This is a genomic window from Pseudomonas linyingensis (assembly GCF_900109175.1).
Taxonomy (GTDB): Bacteria; Pseudomonadota; Gammaproteobacteria; order Pseudomonadales; family Pseudomonadaceae; genus Geopseudomonas; species Geopseudomonas linyingensis.
Genome location: NZ_FNZE01000009.1, coordinates 89,713 through 106,461, shown reverse-complemented (window position 1 = coordinate 106,461; position 16,749 = coordinate 89,713). Strand labels below are relative to the sequence as shown.

General features: G+C 66.5%; 15 protein-coding genes. 1 reads left to right on the top strand and 14 read right to left on the bottom strand.

Features of this window, described 5'->3' with window-relative positions; translation table 11 throughout:
* Positions 1-23: 23 nt before the first annotated feature.
* From BMZ19_RS12585 to BMZ19_RS12575, 3 genes are all read right to left on the bottom strand, one after another.
* On the bottom strand, positions 24-6,074 hold the full coding sequence (locus BMZ19_RS12585; RefSeq protein WP_090311403.1) for an LPD38 domain-containing protein: 6,051 nt from the start codon (positions 6,072-6,074) through the stop codon (positions 24-26).
* Between the two features lie 102 nt (positions 6,075-6,176).
* Positions 6,177-7,040, bottom strand: a complete 864-nt coding sequence (locus tag BMZ19_RS12580) for a BRO-N domain-containing protein (RefSeq protein WP_170847762.1) — start codon at positions 7,038-7,040, stop codon at positions 6,177-6,179.
* Positions 7,041-7,113: 73 nt separating this feature from the next.
* A complete protein-coding gene (locus BMZ19_RS12575) occupies positions 7,114-7,278 on the bottom strand; it encodes an Arc family DNA-binding protein (RefSeq protein WP_139214671.1) in 165 nt (54 codons plus the stop codon).
* Between the two features lie 95 nt (positions 7,279-7,373).
* On the opposite strand from BMZ19_RS12575, the gene BMZ19_RS12570 reads away from it, so the two are divergent.
* Entirely contained in the window at positions 7,374-7,769 is a 396-nt protein-coding gene (locus BMZ19_RS12570; protein WP_090311397.1) for an Arc family DNA-binding protein, read from the top strand.
* A gap of 47 nt (positions 7,770-7,816) precedes the next feature.
* Here BMZ19_RS12570 and BMZ19_RS22160 read toward each other — a convergent pair whose 3' ends face one another.
* The 11 genes from BMZ19_RS22160 to BMZ19_RS12520 form a co-directional block, all read right to left on the bottom strand.
* On the bottom strand, positions 7,817-8,095 hold the full coding sequence (locus BMZ19_RS22160) for a hypothetical protein (RefSeq protein WP_139214670.1): 279 nt from the start codon (positions 8,093-8,095) through the stop codon (positions 7,817-7,819).
* Between the two features lie 97 nt (positions 8,096-8,192).
* Positions 8,193-9,707 (bottom strand): hypothetical protein, encoded by a 1,515-nt coding sequence (locus BMZ19_RS12565; protein ID WP_139214669.1) that lies wholly within the window; start codon positions 9,705-9,707, stop codon positions 8,193-8,195.
* 38 nt (positions 9,708-9,745) lie between these two features.
* Positions 9,746-9,997 carry a hypothetical protein gene (locus BMZ19_RS12560; protein WP_212633229.1) on the bottom strand — a complete coding sequence of 84 codons (252 nt, stop codon included), beginning with the start codon at positions 9,995-9,997 and terminating at the stop codon, positions 9,746-9,748.
* A 5-nt stretch (positions 9,998-10,002) separates the two neighbouring features.
* Positions 10,003-10,428 carry a hypothetical protein gene (locus tag BMZ19_RS12555; protein ID WP_090311394.1) on the bottom strand — a complete coding sequence of 142 codons (426 nt, stop codon included), beginning with the start codon at positions 10,426-10,428 and terminating at the stop codon, positions 10,003-10,005.
* The gene (locus tag BMZ19_RS12550) at positions 10,428-11,126 is read right to left on the bottom strand and encodes a hypothetical protein (protein WP_090311392.1); all 699 of its coding nucleotides are present in this window, start codon (positions 11,124-11,126) and stop codon (positions 10,428-10,430) included. The genes BMZ19_RS12555 and BMZ19_RS12550 overlap by 1 nt, the downstream gene beginning before the upstream one ends.
* Positions 11,123-11,599, bottom strand: coding sequence for a hypothetical protein (locus tag BMZ19_RS12545; RefSeq protein ID WP_090311391.1), 477 nt, complete (start codon positions 11,597-11,599; stop codon positions 11,123-11,125). The genes BMZ19_RS12550 and BMZ19_RS12545 overlap by 4 nt, the downstream gene beginning before the upstream one ends.
* 42 nt (positions 11,600-11,641) lie before the next feature.
* Positions 11,642-12,469, bottom strand: a complete 828-nt coding sequence (locus tag BMZ19_RS12540; protein ID WP_090311389.1) for a hypothetical protein — start codon at positions 12,467-12,469, stop codon at positions 11,642-11,644.
* Positions 12,466-12,750: a hypothetical protein gene (locus BMZ19_RS12535; RefSeq protein ID WP_090311387.1), complete on the bottom strand. Its 285-nt coding sequence runs from the start codon at positions 12,748-12,750 to the stop codon at positions 12,466-12,468. Before BMZ19_RS12535 ends, BMZ19_RS12540 begins: the two co-directional genes overlap by 4 nt.
* The gene (locus BMZ19_RS12530) at positions 12,747-14,699 is read right to left on the bottom strand and encodes a phage tail tip fiber protein (protein WP_090311385.1); all 1,953 of its coding nucleotides are present in this window, start codon (positions 14,697-14,699) and stop codon (positions 12,747-12,749) included. Before BMZ19_RS12530 ends, BMZ19_RS12535 begins: the two co-directional genes overlap by 4 nt.
* 29 nt (positions 14,700-14,728) lie before the next feature.
* Positions 14,729-16,354, bottom strand: coding sequence for a hypothetical protein (locus tag BMZ19_RS12525; protein ID WP_170847756.1), 1,626 nt, complete (start codon positions 16,352-16,354; stop codon positions 14,729-14,731).
* A complete protein-coding gene (locus BMZ19_RS12520) occupies positions 16,351-16,695 on the bottom strand; it encodes a transglutaminase-like cysteine peptidase (RefSeq protein ID WP_090311384.1) in 345 nt (114 codons plus the stop codon). Before BMZ19_RS12520 ends, BMZ19_RS12525 begins: the two co-directional genes overlap by 4 nt.
* Between the last annotated feature and the right edge of the window lie 54 nt (positions 16,696-16,749).

Genomic DNA, 16,749 nt, shown 5'->3' with positions numbered 1-16,749 from the left:
GGCGGCCTCCCTGCCGCCCGCGCTCACTGCGCCTGCACGCGCGCCTTGAAGATCCCGATGAAGCGGTCGTACAGCTCGGTTTCGCGCTGCTCGATCCGGCGAATCTGATCGCGCTGCTCCGCTACCGGCAGGTCGCCCAACCGAATCTCCTGCACCCGGTCGCGCACGGCTCCGGATGCTTCACTGAAGGCCTGGGCGACCTCAGCCATGGCGATCAGCTCGCGGCTCTCACCCACCAGCGCCCGCACACGACCGCGGTCGCCGGCATCGATGGCCCGATCCAGCTCCTCGGCTGCCTTCTTGGCCTTGGCCTGGTAGCGCCAGAAGCGCGCCCGGGCGTCGCCAACACCATTCTCCCGATAGAACTTGCGCAGAAACGGGATCTCCCGAATTTCCGGAGCCGCGCCCTGGGCGCCAAGCGCCGCGGCATCCACCGTCGAGCCGACGAAGTTGCCGGCCCCGCCGGTGAAGGTGCGGTTCAGGTACTTCAGGGTTTCCGGCGACACGTCCATGCCGACGCCCTCCAGCGCGCCGGCCAAGCTGTCGGCCCAGGTGCCTTCGGTGCCGCGCCACATCTTCAGCCGGTCGGGCTCGAACTCCTTGAAGCTGTTTTCCGGGTACATCGGCCCGCCGAAGCTGGTGCGGTTGAAGGCGACCGACAGCGGAATCTGCCCCACGGTTGGTAGCAGGAACAGTCCGGCCTGCGCCAGCTCGGGCTCGTCGCCGGCCACGGCGCCGCTGAACGGGGTGAACTCGCCAACGAAGGATGCTGCCAACTTCCACGCCGTGCCGTCGGTCTCGCCCGTGCGCTGGGCATCCGCCACCAGCCGCCCGAAGTTAAAGAAGAAGCCGTAGCCATAAGGGATCGGAATCGTCAGCGGCTTGCCGTCGCCGAGCGGGATCACCAGGTTGCGCGCCTTGGCGTGGTCCGGGGTCTTCTCGTATTCGTCCTCATCTTCACCGGCAGCCAGCAGCGCCAGGCTGTAGCCCAGCGCCGCCATGGCGCCGGACACTGCCCAGGCCTGACGCTTGTGCCGGCCCTTGAAGTGGGCGTGCGCGAGCGAGGCGGTACCCTGCACGCCGGCATTGAAGAACAGGTACAGCGCATTGGCCTGGGCGCCAAGCTCGCCCCTGCGGTTGAAGTTCACCGTGGTGTTCTTGGCCAGGCTGGCGGCGCGGTTGCGGCTCTTGCCCTGCTCGATGGAGGTGCGGTAGAGCGCCAGGCGCATGGCATTCTCGCCCGCCTCGTTCCACGCCTCGATGTGTCGCAGGGTGGCGTTGAAGGCGCGCCGGCCAGCAGCCCGCGCTGCTCCCTTGAGGCTGCCCTTGCGCAGGTTGGCCATCACGCCCTGATAGGCGGCGTACTCGGCCTGTACGTCGGCGCCCAGCCGCTCGAGGTCGGACAGGTAGGCTGCCCCGGTGTTGCCGCCGTCCTCGCGGTACTGGCGGATCCACTGATCGGCCATGCCCTTGCGAGCGTAGCGCAGCAGTGCGCCGAACGAGGCGAAGTAGTTCTTCGCCGTCTTCGCCGCGAACAGCGCGCCCTCCTCACCGGTGGCGTTGGCCAGGCCGGTGGTGAAGTCGCGGATGATGTTCGTCACCAGGAACTCCGGGTTGTAGCCGGTGTAGACGGTGGAGAACCAGCGGTTTAGGGCGCGGCCAACTGACAGGAAGGTACCGAGCGCATCGGCACCCAGATTGTTGTAGGCGCGGGCCAGCAGGTCGTCGTTGATCTGGACGCGGATCACCTGGCCGTCGACGTAGACCAGCGCCTCGTTCGGCGCCGGCATCGGGCTGGCCATGTAGACCACGCTCGGGTCGTTGCTCTGGCGGATGGTGAAGTCCGATAGGGTTGCCTTCTTCATGGTTAGCGGGGCTGCCGTCTTGAAGGTGCGCGCACCCTCCAGCGTCTCGAAGGCGCCAATCGGACGACCCTGATACAACACCTCATAGCTGGTCCGGTTCTGCAGCACGCCACGCTTCTCCGGCTTGCCGACAGTCATGATCTCGTCCATGCCGACATCTATGGCCATCTTCAGCAGGTGCCGGCCGACCAGGTTCTTCTCGGCGGCCATCAGCGCGCGCTCGTGGTCCGCGATGATGTTCTCGACGATCCACTCGCCCTCCTCGCGAACCTTGTGCCCGAGGGCACGCTTGGTCTTGTGGCTCGCCGACAGGCCCTTTCCTGTGCCGGCCTGCGCCTGCCCGTCCGGGCCACCCTTGAGCGGGACATAGTGCTGGTAGGCCTTCTGCCAGGCGTCTGCCTGCTCCTTGCCGATCAGCCCGAAGTCCAGCAGCACCTTGCGGGTGCGGTCGGTGATCGCGCGCAGCTCGTTGGCCAGGCGCACCAGCTGCGGGTCGGCGGCAGCGAGGATCGCCCGGGCCTCGGCATTGCTCATACCGGAGCCACCGTCGGGCATCTGCTTGTTGATCTTGGTGATCTGCGCGTTGCGCTCCTGAGCGTGCTGGGCGTGAAGGTACTGGGCGACCTCGTCCATACCGAAGCCGGCCTGCTGAATCTTCTCTACCATCGGGCGCACTGTGCCCTCGCGGAAATCCTTGGCCTTGTTGGCGAAGCGCGAGTGCATGCGCTCCTCGGCCCTGTACACGTCGGCCTGCTCACTCAGCTCGACGCCGCGCTCTGCCAGCCACTCCTTGATCACGGTGAAGCGGTTGAGTTTGTCCTGCCAGAGGCGCTGCCCCCTGCGGGCGAGTGTTTCGGCAGGCAACTCGACACCTGCCGACTCCTGGGTGGCGTCGGCACTCAGTCGGCCCTGGCTGGGCGGCGCGTCGGCGGTTGCGGCCGGCGCGACCAGGGCATAGCGCTGCTCGCCCTTCACCGGAACATCACCGCCCTGTCGGCGCAGCCAGGCGCGCGACTGATCGACCAGCCCCAGGACGTCGTTGTAGGTCCAACGGACCTGCGGGAACAGCTTGCGCAACATGGCGCGGACCTTCGACACGAAGCGCTGCAGCGCCCCCGCTCGGTCGCCCGACTCAGCCAGGTGGGCGACGATCTCCTCGGCCACCAGCAGGCGCTGCCCGGCGGCGCTTCTGCGCTGCAGCGGTGACGCGTAGACCTCGCGGATCTGGGCGATGCGCTGGCGACCCTTGGCGGTCGCCGCCTCGCTGGAGTAGATGCGCTCGAGGGTGGCATCCAGCTCGTTGCCCAGCACGCCGCGCACCCCCAGGTGGCCGACCATCTCGTGCACTGCGGTGTGCACGGCATCGTCGACGCTGTCGAGATTGTCGGCGACCAGATACTGGGCGTCCTGGCGAAACACGCCGCGCAGGTCGCTCGGCGCCACCCCATCGCGCTCGGCGCGGGTCCTGACCGACAGCGGCAGGTCGGCGAAGGACTGCACAACCTGAATACCGGCCAGCTCGGGGGCGGCGGCGAGGGCTTCGACAGCGGCCGAAGCCTGCAGGTGGCCACCCTCTTCGCCATCCAGGCGGTAGCGGATGTCGGGATTGGTCGGATCGAAGTCGCCGCTGTTGCCGACGGCGGACTTGATCTGCTCGGGACGGAAGGCGATCACCTCGGACATGGCGCCCCGATCCATGATGATCACGCCGTCATGCACTCCGTCGGACTCGATGCGCTTCCATTCGGCGCTGCCGAGCGTGTTGGCCTCTGCATAAGAATCGAACACTGCCGGGTTCTGCAGGCTCGCGTAGACCGGCATCAGGTTGCTGCCGTCGCCCTGCGCCATCGCCCCGGCATACTCGGGGTTGGCGGTCAGGTAGATGCCGCGGGCGAACATCAGTCCATTGGCCTTGCCACTGCGCCCGGGATCGAAGCTCGAGAAATCGGCGCTGGTGCCGTGATACACCGTCAGCGGCCTGCCGTCGGCATCCGCCACCCTGCTGTCGCCGAACCAGCGCTTGAAGGTCTCGGCCTGCGTCTGTACTCGGCCGCTGGCCGGCGGGGTTGGTTGGGCTGCGGCCTGCTCTGGCTGGGCGAAAGGCTGGCTTGAGTCAGGCCCGTCGATCCGCTCATCAATTGCCGCCACCATCTCGGCCAGCTTCTGCCCCGCCTTCAGCGGAACGCCCAGCGTCTTGGCGTACTGGCGGGCCTGGATGTAGTTGCGGCGCCAGTTGGCCGGCGGAGCCTTGAGCTGATGGCCGACGGTCGGTGGCGCAACAGGCGGCGATCGCGGTGGAACGACGGGTTCGCTCTCGCCTGACAAGGGCTCACCCACAGAGCTCCTGACCAGGGGCACCTGACCTACAGTGTTCGGAGCCGGCCCCGTTACCTCCGGAGCTGCGCCCGCAATATTCGGAGCGGGGGCAGTAATACCCGGAGTAGTTGGCTGGGCGGTGGACGCCTCGGGCTGCTTCTGGGCCATGGGTCCGGAAAGGTCGCCATCCTTGATCCAGGCCTTGAACTGACCCACCGGCATGGCAGTCACCGGCCCGACCTGCCAACCCTCGTCGAAGTTCGCGCGATAGGCCGCGATGGCCGACGCCTGGTCCGGGTATCCGAGCATGACCTTGTGCTCGTCGAAACTGCCGTCCTGCTGGTTCAGCTGATCGACGACGAACACCTGGGCGCTATCTGGCTGCGGGCCGACATAAACGTCCACCTGCTCGCCGTCAGCGCCAGTGGTGCGCTTGATGTAGCCGTAGTGGTCGCTCATGGTATGGCGCCACTCGGCACCATCCGGCCCGGCGCCGCTGCGCTCGGAACCACGCGGGTTCTCGATTGAGATGTCCATCCCCTGCACGCGGATCCGGCCCTTCTTGTAGTTTCCGGCCTCCTTCTGTGCCTGGGTCGGCTCGCGCAGATCATTGTTCGGCGAGGTGGCTGCCTCGTGGGCGGCCAGATCCAGGCTGGTGGACGGCTCGCTCGCCGCCAGCTGGCCATCCTGGTGCAGCTGCGCACTCTCCGGGTCAAGCGCCTGGATCGCGAGCGACTCGGGGTCGCCGCCCGGATTGGCATTGTCGATCTCCTCCTCCAGCAGCAGGTCCAGCTCGCGGCCCCCGCGGGTGTTCTGGCTGGGCTGGGTGGTGTCGACGTCAGGAGCGCCGACGACCGGGCCGCTGCTGACCGCGCCCAGCGCGCCGCCGGTGACGCCGCCAGCCAAGGCGCCCATGGCGCCGGCATTGAGCGCGCCGGTGGCGTCGACCTGGCGGCGCATGGCGATATCGGCGGCGACATGCTGCCCGCCCTCCTCGATGGCTTCGAACGGCGTATCGGCCGTCACGCCCTTGGCGAAACCAGACAGCACATTGCCGGAGCCCTCGCCGAGGCGCGCGGCCAGGCCGAGGCCGGCGGCGCCGGTGGCGAACGACAGCGGGCCGACGATCTGCGCCAGCGCATTGGCGCGCTCGTTGGCGTATTGCTCGAGCGCCTCGCCGGTCAGGCCCTGACGCTGCCCCTCGGCGAGAGCTTCGCGCAGCACCTCATCGTGCTGCAGGGGGGTGACCATCGCCGAGTTCGCCGCGCCGTAGCCAACGGCCTGCGCCGCACCCTTGGCCAGGCCAAGTCCCTGCAGGCCTCTGGCCGCGGCCCCGCCGGCCACCAGCATCGACGGAATCTGCGGCAGGCTCTCGGCAATCACCCCGGCGGTCTGGCCGATGCTCGGCATCTGCCAGTCCAGATTGCCCTGCTCGTCCTCGAAGAGGATCGGGCGCTGCTGCTGGGCGCGGTAAGCCTCGGGGGTGAGCTGGTCGGCGGCCTCGATGCCGCGCTGGAAGAAGTCCGAGGCCGCCTGGGTGACCGGGTTGGGCGCGACCATCTGCACCAGGTCCGGCGCCCACTTCACCGAGCGCATGGCGCCCTTCAGGCCGCCCAGCGCCAGGCCGCCGGCCTGCTCGCCCAGGGTTGGAGTGTCCTGCTCCATCTGATTCCTAGCCGGCGCCGGCGCCGCGCTCAGCACATCAGCCGACGTTCGCTCGGTGAAGCGTGCCCACACGTCCTGCTCCATGCCCTGCGGCACGGATGGCGCGACGTACTGTTCATAGAATCGCTGGCGGACGGTTTCGCGCACCTCGGCGGGCGCGGACTGGAATTGCTCGGAACCGGCGACGATCTCCCAGCGGGGAGCCTCGCCTTGCTGTTTCTGCTGCATCGTTGTCTCCCGACAATGATCTTGAAAGCAAAACGGGCAGGCGTTCTGGCCTGCCCGTCTGGACATGTTACGGCAAGCCGCGGGCTATGGCGGCTTCGGCGCTCAGTGCGTGCTGCGGTTCAGGCCAAGGCGGTCGGCCGCCTCGTTCATCGCCGGGCCGTATTTATTGAGCAGGACGTGAACGGCGGCTCCGCCATCCCTGAAGTGGTCGATCATCTCGGCGCCGAGGCGAGAGCCAAGGCCGGACAGGAGCCGGCAAAGCCCCGCCTGCCGCTGCACGCTGTTCAGCACGTCGAAGTGCCGGCAGATGAACCAGACCCGGTAGAGATCATGGTCGATCATGAAGACGCCGGCCTCCTCCTTCGCTTTCGGCAGCCAATCGCCTTCCAGTGCGTAGGCGGCGACGAAGTTGCGCGCGGCGTCGAGCTGGTCGGCTGGAATGTCCTGGGCGGAGCGCACGCCGAAGGCAGTGTGCGTCTGCGACCAGATTTTCATCGTCGCCCGGCGGCGCGCTTCCTTGGGCAGCATGGCGACCTTGCCCTTGATGACAGAGCCCAGCATGTTGAAGCCGTTGGTGCCGATGGTAGAGCCGAGCAGCGTGTCCAGCTTGCCAGCCCCGTCGACGTAGCGGCCGTGTTTGCGGATCGCCGGGAGAACCTCGTCGCACACCCAGGCCTCGAAGCGCTGGGCCTCTTCCTTCCGGCTCTTGATGATCAGGCGGTAGAGATTGCCCTCGCTGATGAAGGTGACGCTACGCTTCTGGCCTCCTGACCTGATGTCACTGGCAGTTACACCAGATGCACGACAGTTATCGGTGATGGCTTTGCGGCTGTTCGCGTAGCCAAGAACGGCACACACATCGGCGGCGCAGAACCACGGCTGATCATCGATCAGCAGGGTGCGGACCTCGCTGGCCTCGAACTGGAAGGGGATGACTTGGGCTGGTTCGGTGGTATTCTTGTTCATGACGTTGATTTCCTGTTCGGTGATCTCGTTATCGAAGCCCTGGCGACTCTCACCTCGCCGGGGCTTCTTCATTTCAGGCGCTTGCCTGCTTGCCCTGTTCATCCTGAATCCTCGATTGCTCAAGCCTGTAAATCACTTCTGCCGTGCGGCTGCGGTGGTTCGCCTCTGCCGTCTTGGCGAGGTAGTCCAGCAGATCAGCCGGAATCCTCATGTTCACCTGCGGGTCTTTCCTGCTCACCTCGACCTCCTTGTATAGCATTTTGCTTGGTCGTGAGCAGATTAAAGCATTCTGCTTTGTTGCCGTCTATAGCAATGTGCTACAGAATCTACGCCATGAGCAAAATCGACCTACAAGTGAACTTCCGCATGCCGGCTGACCTGAAAGCCCGGCTAGAGGCGGTCGCCAAAGAAAACCACCGCTCCCTGACGGCCGAGATCGTCGCGCGCCTGGAAGAAAGCCTCATCCCGCGCACCATGGACGCCATCGAGGCAGCCAGGCCGGCGGAGCTGGAGCGCGAGCTGACCGACCTGAGCGTGCAGAGCTACCACCTGACCTACGAGCTGAGCATCATCCAGAAGCAGATCGTGCAGGCGGAAACGGACGAGGAGCGGTTTCGCCTGATCCGCCAGGCAGACGAGCTGTCCGCACGGATCGCCGAGGTCGAGGTGCTCAGGATGAAGAAGATGCAGCAGGTGGCGATGCTGAAGCGAAACGCCGCGCAGCCATGACCCAAGAACGAAGGCCCGCATTGCGCGGGCCTTGTTGTTTCACGGGATCAGCACTGGTATTTGGCGCCAGTACATCCATCGCCGCCGCCGAACTCCCAATGAAGTCCGAGAAAGAGACCAAGTTTAAGCGTGGCGAACGCCACGGCCAGACCAACTACCCATCCAATAACGACAGCCGCACCAGAACTTATCTCCGGCCTGCCATCTGCAACCCAGCGCGCGCCGTATCCTGCAAAAGCACCAATAAACAACGGGTATCCGAAAATAAATAGGACTATCCCGAAGATTGCGTACAGCGTGAATTCAATGGCTTCTTCAATGTTCATGTAAATCCCTTTTCTCTTGAAGTCGTCCAGAGCCTACCAACTGCAGCGGCGGCTGGCCATCGCGCAGCCAGCCGTCGCCACACGCCTCCCTGGTCGCCTATCGCGGCACAAGGTTCGGATCAAGCCCAACACCCTGCCAGGGCTGCGGACCTTGCATTTGCGCCGGCAGCTGCAGCCCTGTGCGCGTCACCGGCTGATACCGGCGGGCCTCTTCGTAGGCAAGCTGCCTGCGCTGTTGCTCCTGCATCGCTGCCTGCATTTGCTGCTCCCAGCTGAGCAGACCGCTGGCCGGGTCAGGTACAGCCTGCCTTGGCTGCTGATCCTGGCGCGCTTCGGCCGGGCTCGGCGCTGCACCGCCTCCGAGGACACTGGCAAGGATGTCGTCAGCTGCCTGTCGGCGCGGATCGGTAGGCGCGTCCCGCTGCGACTGCTGGGCGGTCGGCTGTTGCGGCTGCGGAGCGGGTTCGCTGCCGGCCTTTTTCTGCGGCACACCGGCCAGCCCGAGGCTTTCGGCCAGCGAGCTGCGCTGCGCGGTCAGGTCGGCGCGCTCCTGCCTGAGCGCTGCGAGCTCGTCTTCCTCCATGGCCAGGGCGCCTTTCCCGTTCAGCCTCGCATCGACCTCTTTGATCTGGGCATTCAGCAGCTGAAGCCCCATCTTCGCGCCATCCGAGACACGGCCGTTCACCGCCCCCGTGCCGCCAAAGGACGCCTGAAAAGCCTTGTCTTCCGGGTAGTCCATCTCGTCGCGGAGGAAGTGGTAGTTCTTCTGTTGCGACGTCAGGCCGCCGCCAGCGCCACCATTGCCAGCTACGCGCGGGCGGCCGATAACGCTTTTCATCTCGCCGGTGGCAGTGTTCCGCTGCAGGATCGAGCCATCCGGCCCATCGACCTGCTCCCACTTCTCGGCATCCTTGGCGAGGTAGCCAGAGGCACGCAGGTAGCCGAGCATTTTCTCGCGGCTCTGGCCGAGCGCCTGGTACAGCGACTTGGCGCCCATCACCGGGCCGATGGCCTGCTCGATGTCGTACTGAGCGACCTCGTCGTCCTCGCCAGCGATGCCGCGATTCTTGGTCATCGGCACCAGGCGCTTGCCGCCCTGCTCGTCTTCGACCTCCAGCTCGAACACCAGGGTGCCCTCGCGCTGCCCGGGGTACATGCCGGCCAGGCGCTTCTTTCCGCCCTGGCCTCGACTCACGCGCGGCGCATAAAAGTCGTTCATGCGCTCGACGGTTTCCGGGCTGAACAGGCTGCCCTCGCCACTGGACAGCTTGTTGGCGTACTCGACGGCCTGCTCGGTCCGCGGATTGAACAGGTGCCGCGGGTCGGCCATCTTGTTGCGCTCGAAGGCGCCGGCCAGCTCCTCGGAAATCGGCGCCTCGATGCCGCTGGCCCAGCCGGTGTAGAACTGGCCAATCATCTGCTGATCCCGCTGCTGCTGGTGCTGCTCCTGCTGCGCGGAAAACTCCTGCTCGCGCATCTGCAGCCCGCGCTCCTGCATCGCCATCTGCTGATCGGAGCGCTGCTGCGCAGCCTGCCGGTTGAGGTAACCGTCCACCAGGCCGAAGCCCTGGGCGAACCCATCCATCACGCCGCGCGTGTCTAATCCTGCCATGTTGCCTCCCGGCAATATGCGTGTGGCCGAAGGCCCTGTTACATGAAGGAGCCGGCCAACAGGCCTGCGACGCCACCGACAACAGCGCCTACAGGGCCGCCGACTGTGGCGCCTAGCATCGCGCCAGAGGTGGCCATGCCTACCTGCGACTGCTTGCGCTGCGATTTCTGCTGCTGCTCCATCTGCTCCTCCAGCGCCTTGTTCTGCTGTTGCTGCTGGGAAAGATCCTGCAGGCCCTGGATGGCCTGGCCTTCCATCTGGTTCTTGAGACCGAGAAGTCCATAGGACATGGCGATTACCCCTGCTGTCCGGTAGATGGCATGTTGGACAGGCCCATGCCGCCGGCGAGGACTTGGTCTTGCAGGTCGCGGGCGGAAATCTTGGCCTGGTTGTAGGCGCCGGCGGAATCGGCGGTGCGGCCGAGTGCCAGCTTGCGGTCCTCGGCCTGCTGCTGCGCCGGAGTTAGGCTGACGCCCAGCCCAGCGCGCTGCTGCTGCAGGCCCAGTGCGGTGTTGGTGTAGCTGGTACCGACGGCCGCCGCGGCATTGGCCCCCTGCCCCGCCGCATAGTCCGGATCGTCTGCCAGGTTCGCCAGCTGGTTGATGTAGGGCTGGAAGCGCAGTTTCCAGTCGTCCCACTGCGCGCGATAGAGCTGACCGAGCACCGTGGAAGCGCCCTGGTCACCGGAAAATGCCGCATTCGGGTTGATGTAGAACGCCATTACTTGATCCCCAGTTGCCAGCTCAGCGGTGCAGCCGTGCCGTAGTTGGTATCGAAGGAGCCTGTCGCTTTGGCATATCCGGCACCCAGCGCGTTGTCGACGGCACCGCCGGTGAATCCGCCATTCGCTCCTACGCTCAACCCATAGCTGGCTGCCGCGCCGCCCACCGCGCCCAGCAGCTGCAGGTTGGCACTGCGCCGGTTGAAGCTGTTGGTGGCGTCACCGCGCGCATCGGAGGCCGACTGCGCGGCAATCTGCCCGAGCCCGGCCTGCGCTCGCCCCTCTTGCCCGGAGCCGATGGCGACGATGTTCTGCAGCCCGCGCACTTGCTCGCTGGCATTCTGGAACTGGGCTCGCCCCATGGTTTCGCCGCCAGCCTGCGCCACGCCCTCGGCATAGTCGGCCTGAGTGCCGTTCCAGCGCCCGCTGTTGGGGTTGATGCCGCCCTGGCCGAGCTGGCTGCCGACCTCGGCCAAGCCGTTGCCCAGCTGCGCCTGTGACGCCTGGCTGGCCACGCCGCGGACATAGCTCTTGCGGCCCTCGGAGTCCATGTCCTCGACGCGCGCCATGTACTCGTTTTCGAGCGGCGCCAGGGTGGACTGGGCGAAGTTCCATTTCTCCGCCGCAACCTGCGCCGCGTAGCGCTGCTCGGGCGTGTCCTTGACCGTGTTGTCGCTATCCCCGCCGCCGCCGCTCATGCTTGCACCTCCTCGGCTCCGGTCTTGAACTCGCCCAGGTAGTCATCCAGGGCGTCCTCGTGGAAGTGCCGACGGATTTCGGCCGACACCTGCTGCATCCAGTCGAAACCGCCGACGATGCCGGCGCACTGGACCACCAGACTGGTGAGCTGGTCGCGCAGGACGAAGGCCAGGGTGCGTCCGTGATGGTCGCCCGTACGCTCGAGGGTCACGCTGTCGCGCCAGTCCTGCAGTGCAGCGGCCATCAGCGGGCGCAGAACACTCTCGTGCTGGCGATAGAAGGGATTGCCTGGCAGGTCGATCAGCGCCTCCCAGAAGGCGCGATACACGGCATTGCCGGTCACCGGCTTGTCGCCGTCGATGAGGTCATCGAGGGTTTGCGAGATGCGAAACAGGGATTCGCAGAACAGGATGGGGGCGGCCTGCCCTTGCAGCATATGCTGCAGGAAGGCCCTTTCGTTGGGCTGTGGCATCGTTGTCTCCCGACAAGGATAGGGGTTCAGTTTACCGCCGCATCAGGGGTAGGTGTAGCTGAGCGGAAGCTTAGTCTTGACGGTCAGCAGCGGCAGATGAAAGGGGCTTCCGGAGCGCCCGCCGATCACGCAGACATGAGGCGAGTAGCTGCGCGTCACGTTGCTCGGGAACACGGTGGCCGTCTCGCCGTTGTAGCGCCGGTACCGCCCAAAGGGCAGCAGGGAAACCCAGTGCCCGCTCGCCGACGGCACCACTACGCCAGGGTTCTCCCATAGCTCGATGTACTCGGCCCCGTACTCGTTGCGCCCACGGTACTGCCAGTCGTTGCTGTAGCCGGTGACCTCGACGAAGTTGTCGTTGGAGTTGAACACCACCCGGCCGGCCGCATCGTAGACGACAGTGCCGTAGCCGTCCGGACCTGGATCCACCGCCGTGCCGGCGACCATGAAGTAGCTGCGCAGATCCCAGCCGGAATACTGTTTTGCTGGAGGAGTAGCGCTATAGCTGAAGCCGGTGTACATGACGGCGCCGATAAATGCGCCGGTCCAGCGCCCGGGGCCGCCAAGGTGTTGGTAGCGCAGCTCGTTGTACCAGGACGGGCCAATGTTACGTGTCCAGTCGCTCGCGTAGGTCGACGGGTGCGAGCCGTTGCCCCGCATGAAGACCATCGGCGGCTCGAGCCCCTTGTAGGGGCGAACGTAGGTGATCCGCACGCCGACGCGCTCGTACCAGCGCCAACCGACGCCGTAGGGTTCGCTGAACTGCAGGTGCTCCTTGGTGACCGTTGCCGGCACTACAACGTGCAGGCTGTGCGTCTCGTCGATCACCTTGCGTCCAAGGTCGTTGGATACCGCAAAGCCGTAGCTCATCGCACCACCCCTGTGACGATCGCGTAGTGGGCGTGGGCTGCTGTCGTCCAGCGCAGCAGCTTGCCGTCCATGTAGGCATATGGCGCGATAACGTCCTGGAACGTGTGGTAATCGGCTGGCACGAAGCGAACCGCGGCGGAGCTGCCCAGGTAGGCCGACAGGTCGATCGCGCCGGAGCTGTTGGCAGGCAGGTACTGCAGCGACTCCTGCCTGATAACCGGCATGAAGATGTTGAAGGTCTCGCGCCCCTGCGCGTCGTAGGTGCGGAACCCCGGGTTCATGCGTTGAGATCCCCGATATGCACGCGCAAGCGCCCGGCGCTGTCGAACACTTTGATCACGGTGTCGCGGATCTCCATGCGCCCGCCGGCCCCCGCGCCGTTGAGGGTCAGCCCCCCATTCTTGTCGAGCACCCAGCGGCGCAGGCCTGCCGCGTTGACGGCGCTGGACTGGATGACCCCGCTGATGTTGGCGTCGCCGACCCGCAGGCTGTCCACGTCCAGCATGTCGGCGCGCAGTTTGCCCGCAACGGTGGTGACCGGGCTGCCAGCGCCATCGAAGATCTTGCCGAAGCCGATGGGGCCCAGCTGACCCTGTTGAATCGAGGCGTCGCGGATGAACGCGGAGTCCATGTAGACCTTCCCGTCGACCACCATGAACGGTTTGACCTTCGAGTTGGCCGCCCCCGGCCGGGCGACCCAGAAGCGGTCGGCCAGCACGGCGAAGTCGGCCTGCGTGCCACTGTTGTAGGCGCCGAAGCCGCTGACGTAGCCGTTCACGTCGAGCTTCAGGGTGTAGGCGCCAGACAGCCCGTTGATGCTTTCGGCATGCTGCTGGATGCTTGCGGTGTTGCCCGCCATCGTGCTCTGCACCGTCGCGAGACTGCTGGCCAGGGCGGTGTCGGCTGTGGCCAGCACGGCCATGTCCGTGCGGATTGCGGCCTCGGTGTCGCCGATCTCAACGCGCAACTCCTCGATGCGCGTGGCCATCGCCTCGTTCTCGCTGATGAACACCTCGCTCGACACTTTGTGCGCCGCCGAGCCGACGGCATTCGCCGCGGCGATGACCTGCTGCACGGCGCTGAGGGCGCTGTCCCCACTGATGCGGGCCTGGGCCTCGACGTAGATGCTGGACTGCAGCTCGCCGGTCTCGACGTACAGCGCGCTCACGTCCGAGGCCAACGCCTCGTCGGCACTGACGCGCGCCTGCTGCTCGCTCACCACGTCGGCGGCCACGCCCTGGGCGTAGCTGGTCAGTGTGGCGATGCTCGATGCCAGCGCGCCGTCGCCGTCGATCCGCGCCTGCCGCTCGATGGCCATGCCGACGGTGTAGTCGCCCCCCAGCCCCGCCTCGATCTGCTCGATCTGCGTGGCCAGCGCCGAGAAGCCGTCGGCGCGCGCCGTCTGCTCGGCGGTGATCTTGGCGTCGGTATAGCCCTGGGCGCTGGCCAGGCCGGCGATGCGCGCGTCGCGCTCGGCGGCGATGCTGGCCGACAGCGCGCTGTTCTGGCTGGCCAGCGCTGCGGCGCGGGCCGCGCTTTCAGCCGAAATCCGCTGCGCAACGGAGCCAGCCAGCGTTGTCGGGCCGTCGATCTTGTCGATCCGGTCGCGCAGGGTCTTGTCGAGCTGCGACGAGCCGAGCGTTCCCGACAGCTGCGCCAGCAGGTAGCTGCCATCTGGCAGCGGTTGCGCGAAAGCACCGTCCGGCGAGTTGGGTGGGCCCTCGATGTTGGCGGTGGAGCTGAAGGTGACCCAGTAGTAGTAGCCGGGCAGGCTGAGTGGATCGCTGACGCTGGTGATGTCGTTGCGCACCCGGTCGCTGTAGAACATCCCCGCTTCGCGACCGACCAGCGCCGCATTGGCGAAGTTGTCCGTTTCCGAGCGGTAGATGTTCGCGTACGCATGATTGCGGTACCGCTCGTGCGGCGGATCCCAGGACAGATGGACCATGCCGAAGAAGCTGCCGGTTGCGGCGAAGCCAGTCGGCGCCGGCGGCACTGACAGGTCAGGCGGAGCATTACCTGGCACCAGGCCCGAGCCAGGGTTGCCGGCGATCCGCAGGCGCGCCACGCCCCCGTCCAGCAGGTCGCGGATGGTCGGCTTGCGGTCCAGCGGGTTACCACGCACGCCCTCGCCCGTCTCGAGCATCTCGGTCATGGCGGCGATCAGCGGGCGCAGCTCGGCCGGCGCCTTGGCGGGGACCGGCGGCAAGGTCTTGCGTCGAGTGTTCATCGGTGCCTCACGGCAAGCGGGTGGGCGAGCTAGACGATCTCGCTGGGCGAGGAAGCGATCTGCACGGACAGCACTTCCGTCTCGCCCTCGATCTCGATTTCCCAGTCCCGGCTCAGGGTGTAGCCGGCGGGCAGGCGGAACAGCCGGGCATCCGGTACGGCCAGCTCGAACACCTTGGCGCCGTCGGCGAACAGCCGCAGAGTGGCCGGGTACTCTCTGGCGATGAGCTTGCCGCAGGTGAAGCCAGCGGCGCCGGGCGGGATCTCGTGGACCTTGGAGCGCCAGCGTAGGGTCATCGGCTGACCCTTGCCCCAGGCCGTGATGCTGCCGCCCTGGATCAGGTACAGCGTGTCGTCGGCCAGGTCGTAGTAGCCGCTCTCGGCGCCGATGTCGAAGAACTCGAAGCCCTCGCCCGGGGTGAACGTGAAGCAGCCGCCCTGGTAGAACGCCAGGTAGCGTCCGTCGTAGCGGTAGCCGTGGATGGTCTCCGGCTGCAGGGCGAGCCACTGATCCTTTCCGATCATGCCGGCCGTCAGCAGGCGGGCTTGGCCGCCACCCACCGCTACCAGCCCATTGGGCGAGGCGTAGACGGCGAACTCGCCCATATCCACCAGGGACCGCCCGGACAGGCACGGCTGATCCTCGTCGAGGTGCGAGTCGGCCATGGCGGCCGGCGACGAGCCAGTAACCATGTGCGGACGTCCGTTGGTGGCCACCACCAACCCGCCGGCAACTGCGGAGATGCCCACGATGTCCTCGGTGAACGCCAACTGGTAGGACACCGGCCAGGCGTGCGGCCGATATGCCTCGCAGAAGCACAGGGTGTTGTCGAAGTAACCCGCCATGAAGCCACCCGGCAGCGCGGTCAAGCCGACCATTCGGCTGTCGGGCATGTCCCACTCGATGGAAGGCAGGGCGACGCCCATGTTCTCGCTGGGCACGCTGTCGGTGAAGCTGCCGGCGGCCGCCGTCACGTCGCCGACGAACTGGTAGACCCCGGCGGACTCGGCGCGGTAGATCCGCTTGCTGACGATGTCGTGCGCGCCGCTGGGCACCCCGGGCAGCGCGATCTCGACGTTGCCGCCTGCCGGCGCATCTTCAACCATGTCCCAGCGCACGATGGCGCCGCTCGGCGGGCTGGGCGGCCCCTCCTCGCCGAAGCGGCTGATCAGAGTCACCACGTAGTAGGCCTGCACGGCCGTGATCGGCTGCTCGTCGAGCGGCACGCGGCCCGCTGGTGCGCTGGTGGTCGGTGCTGCGGCAGGTGCCGGAATGCCCAGGCGGAAGCTGCTGCTCGGCCATGGCTGGGCGCCGGCGGTGATCTCGCCGATGCCACCCACCTTCGGCGCGCCATCGCCGGTCCAGTAGACCCGGCTCCAGGCATCGTCAGCCAGCATCGACTTCACGGCATGCACGCGTTTGCCGCTGCCCCAGGCCATCCAGAACCCGGCTCCGTTGTTGCCGCTCGGGTACCTGTACAGGGACGACGGCGCGATGATCCCCGGCAAGCCGGTCACGGCGCCGGGCGCGCGCTCAGGTTTCAGGGTGCCGCGGCGCAGATAGACGTTGCGCGCTACCTGGGCGTTGGCCTCGGGCAGCAGCCGCTCATCGATGATCGGCAGTTCGCCGCGGAACCCGGCAAGGGCGAGCTTCATGCAGTGACCTCCCGCCAGGTGCCGTCGGGTTCGCCCAGACCGAGCCAGGTGTAGTTCACGTCTTGGCTGCGTCGCACCCATTTCGAGCGGTTGTCCAGCACCCAGCCCTGGGCGTACAGGGCCATGTGCTGTTCCCCAGTCTCGGTGCGGCACCAGAGCAGTTCGGAAGAAACCCCGCGCACCGCCAGTTGATTCCTGCACCACAGCGCGAAGTCCTCGCAGTCGCCGATAAGACCGGTCTGCCAGTGCTCCGGCCGCTGGTATTGCTCACGGTCAGCGACGTAGCGGTGGCCGCGGTGGGCCTTGTCCAGTACGTCCTGGAGAATTGTTTCCAGGTCCATCAGCACTTACCCCCACGTTGACGCAGGTCCACACAACCCCAAGGCGGGTCGATG

Bases quoted from the DNA above. Each gene is read 5' to 3' on its own strand.
- BMZ19_RS12560 (WP_212633229.1), bottom strand. From the start codon at position 9,997: ATGTCCTATGGACTTCTCGGTCTCAAGAACCAGATGGAAGGCCAGGCC.
- BMZ19_RS22160 (WP_139214670.1), bottom strand. From the start codon at position 8,095: ATGAACATTGAAGAAGCCATTGAATTCACGCTGTACGCAATCTTCGGG.
- BMZ19_RS12580 (WP_170847762.1), bottom strand. From the start codon at position 7,040: ATGAACAAGAATACCACCGAACCAGCCCAAGTCATCCCCTTCCAGTTC.
- BMZ19_RS12565 (WP_139214669.1), bottom strand. From the start codon at position 9,707: ATGGCAGGATTAGACACGCGCGGCGTGATGGATGGGTTCGCCCAGGGC.
- BMZ19_RS12525 (WP_170847756.1), bottom strand. From the start codon at position 16,354: ATGAAGCTCGCCCTTGCCGGGTTCCGCGGCGAACTGCCGATCATCGAT.
- BMZ19_RS12530 (WP_090311385.1), bottom strand. From the start codon at position 14,699: ATGAACACTCGACGCAAGACCTTGCCGCCGGTCCCCGCCAAGGCGCCG.
- BMZ19_RS12550 (WP_090311392.1), bottom strand. From the start codon at position 11,126: ATGAGCGGCGGCGGCGGGGATAGCGACAACACGGTCAAGGACACGCCC.
- BMZ19_RS12540 (WP_090311389.1), bottom strand. From the start codon at position 12,469: ATGAGCTACGGCTTTGCGGTATCCAACGACCTTGGACGCAAGGTGATC.
- BMZ19_RS12535 (WP_090311387.1), bottom strand. From the start codon at position 12,750: ATGAACCCGGGGTTCCGCACCTACGACGCGCAGGGGCGCGAGACCTTC.
- BMZ19_RS12520 (WP_090311384.1), bottom strand. From the start codon at position 16,695: ATGGACCTGGAAACAATTCTCCAGGACGTACTGGACAAGGCCCACCGC.
- BMZ19_RS12585 (WP_090311403.1), bottom strand. From the start codon at position 6,074: ATGCAGCAGAAACAGCAAGGCGAGGCTCCCCGCTGGGAGATCGTCGCC.
- BMZ19_RS12545 (WP_090311391.1), bottom strand. From the start codon at position 11,599: ATGCCACAGCCCAACGAAAGGGCCTTCCTGCAGCATATGCTGCAAGGG.
- BMZ19_RS12570 (WP_090311397.1), top strand. From the start codon at position 7,374: ATGAGCAAAATCGACCTACAAGTGAACTTCCGCATGCCGGCTGACCTG.
- BMZ19_RS12555 (WP_090311394.1), bottom strand. From the start codon at position 10,428: ATGGCGTTCTACATCAACCCGAATGCGGCATTTTCCGGTGACCAGGGC.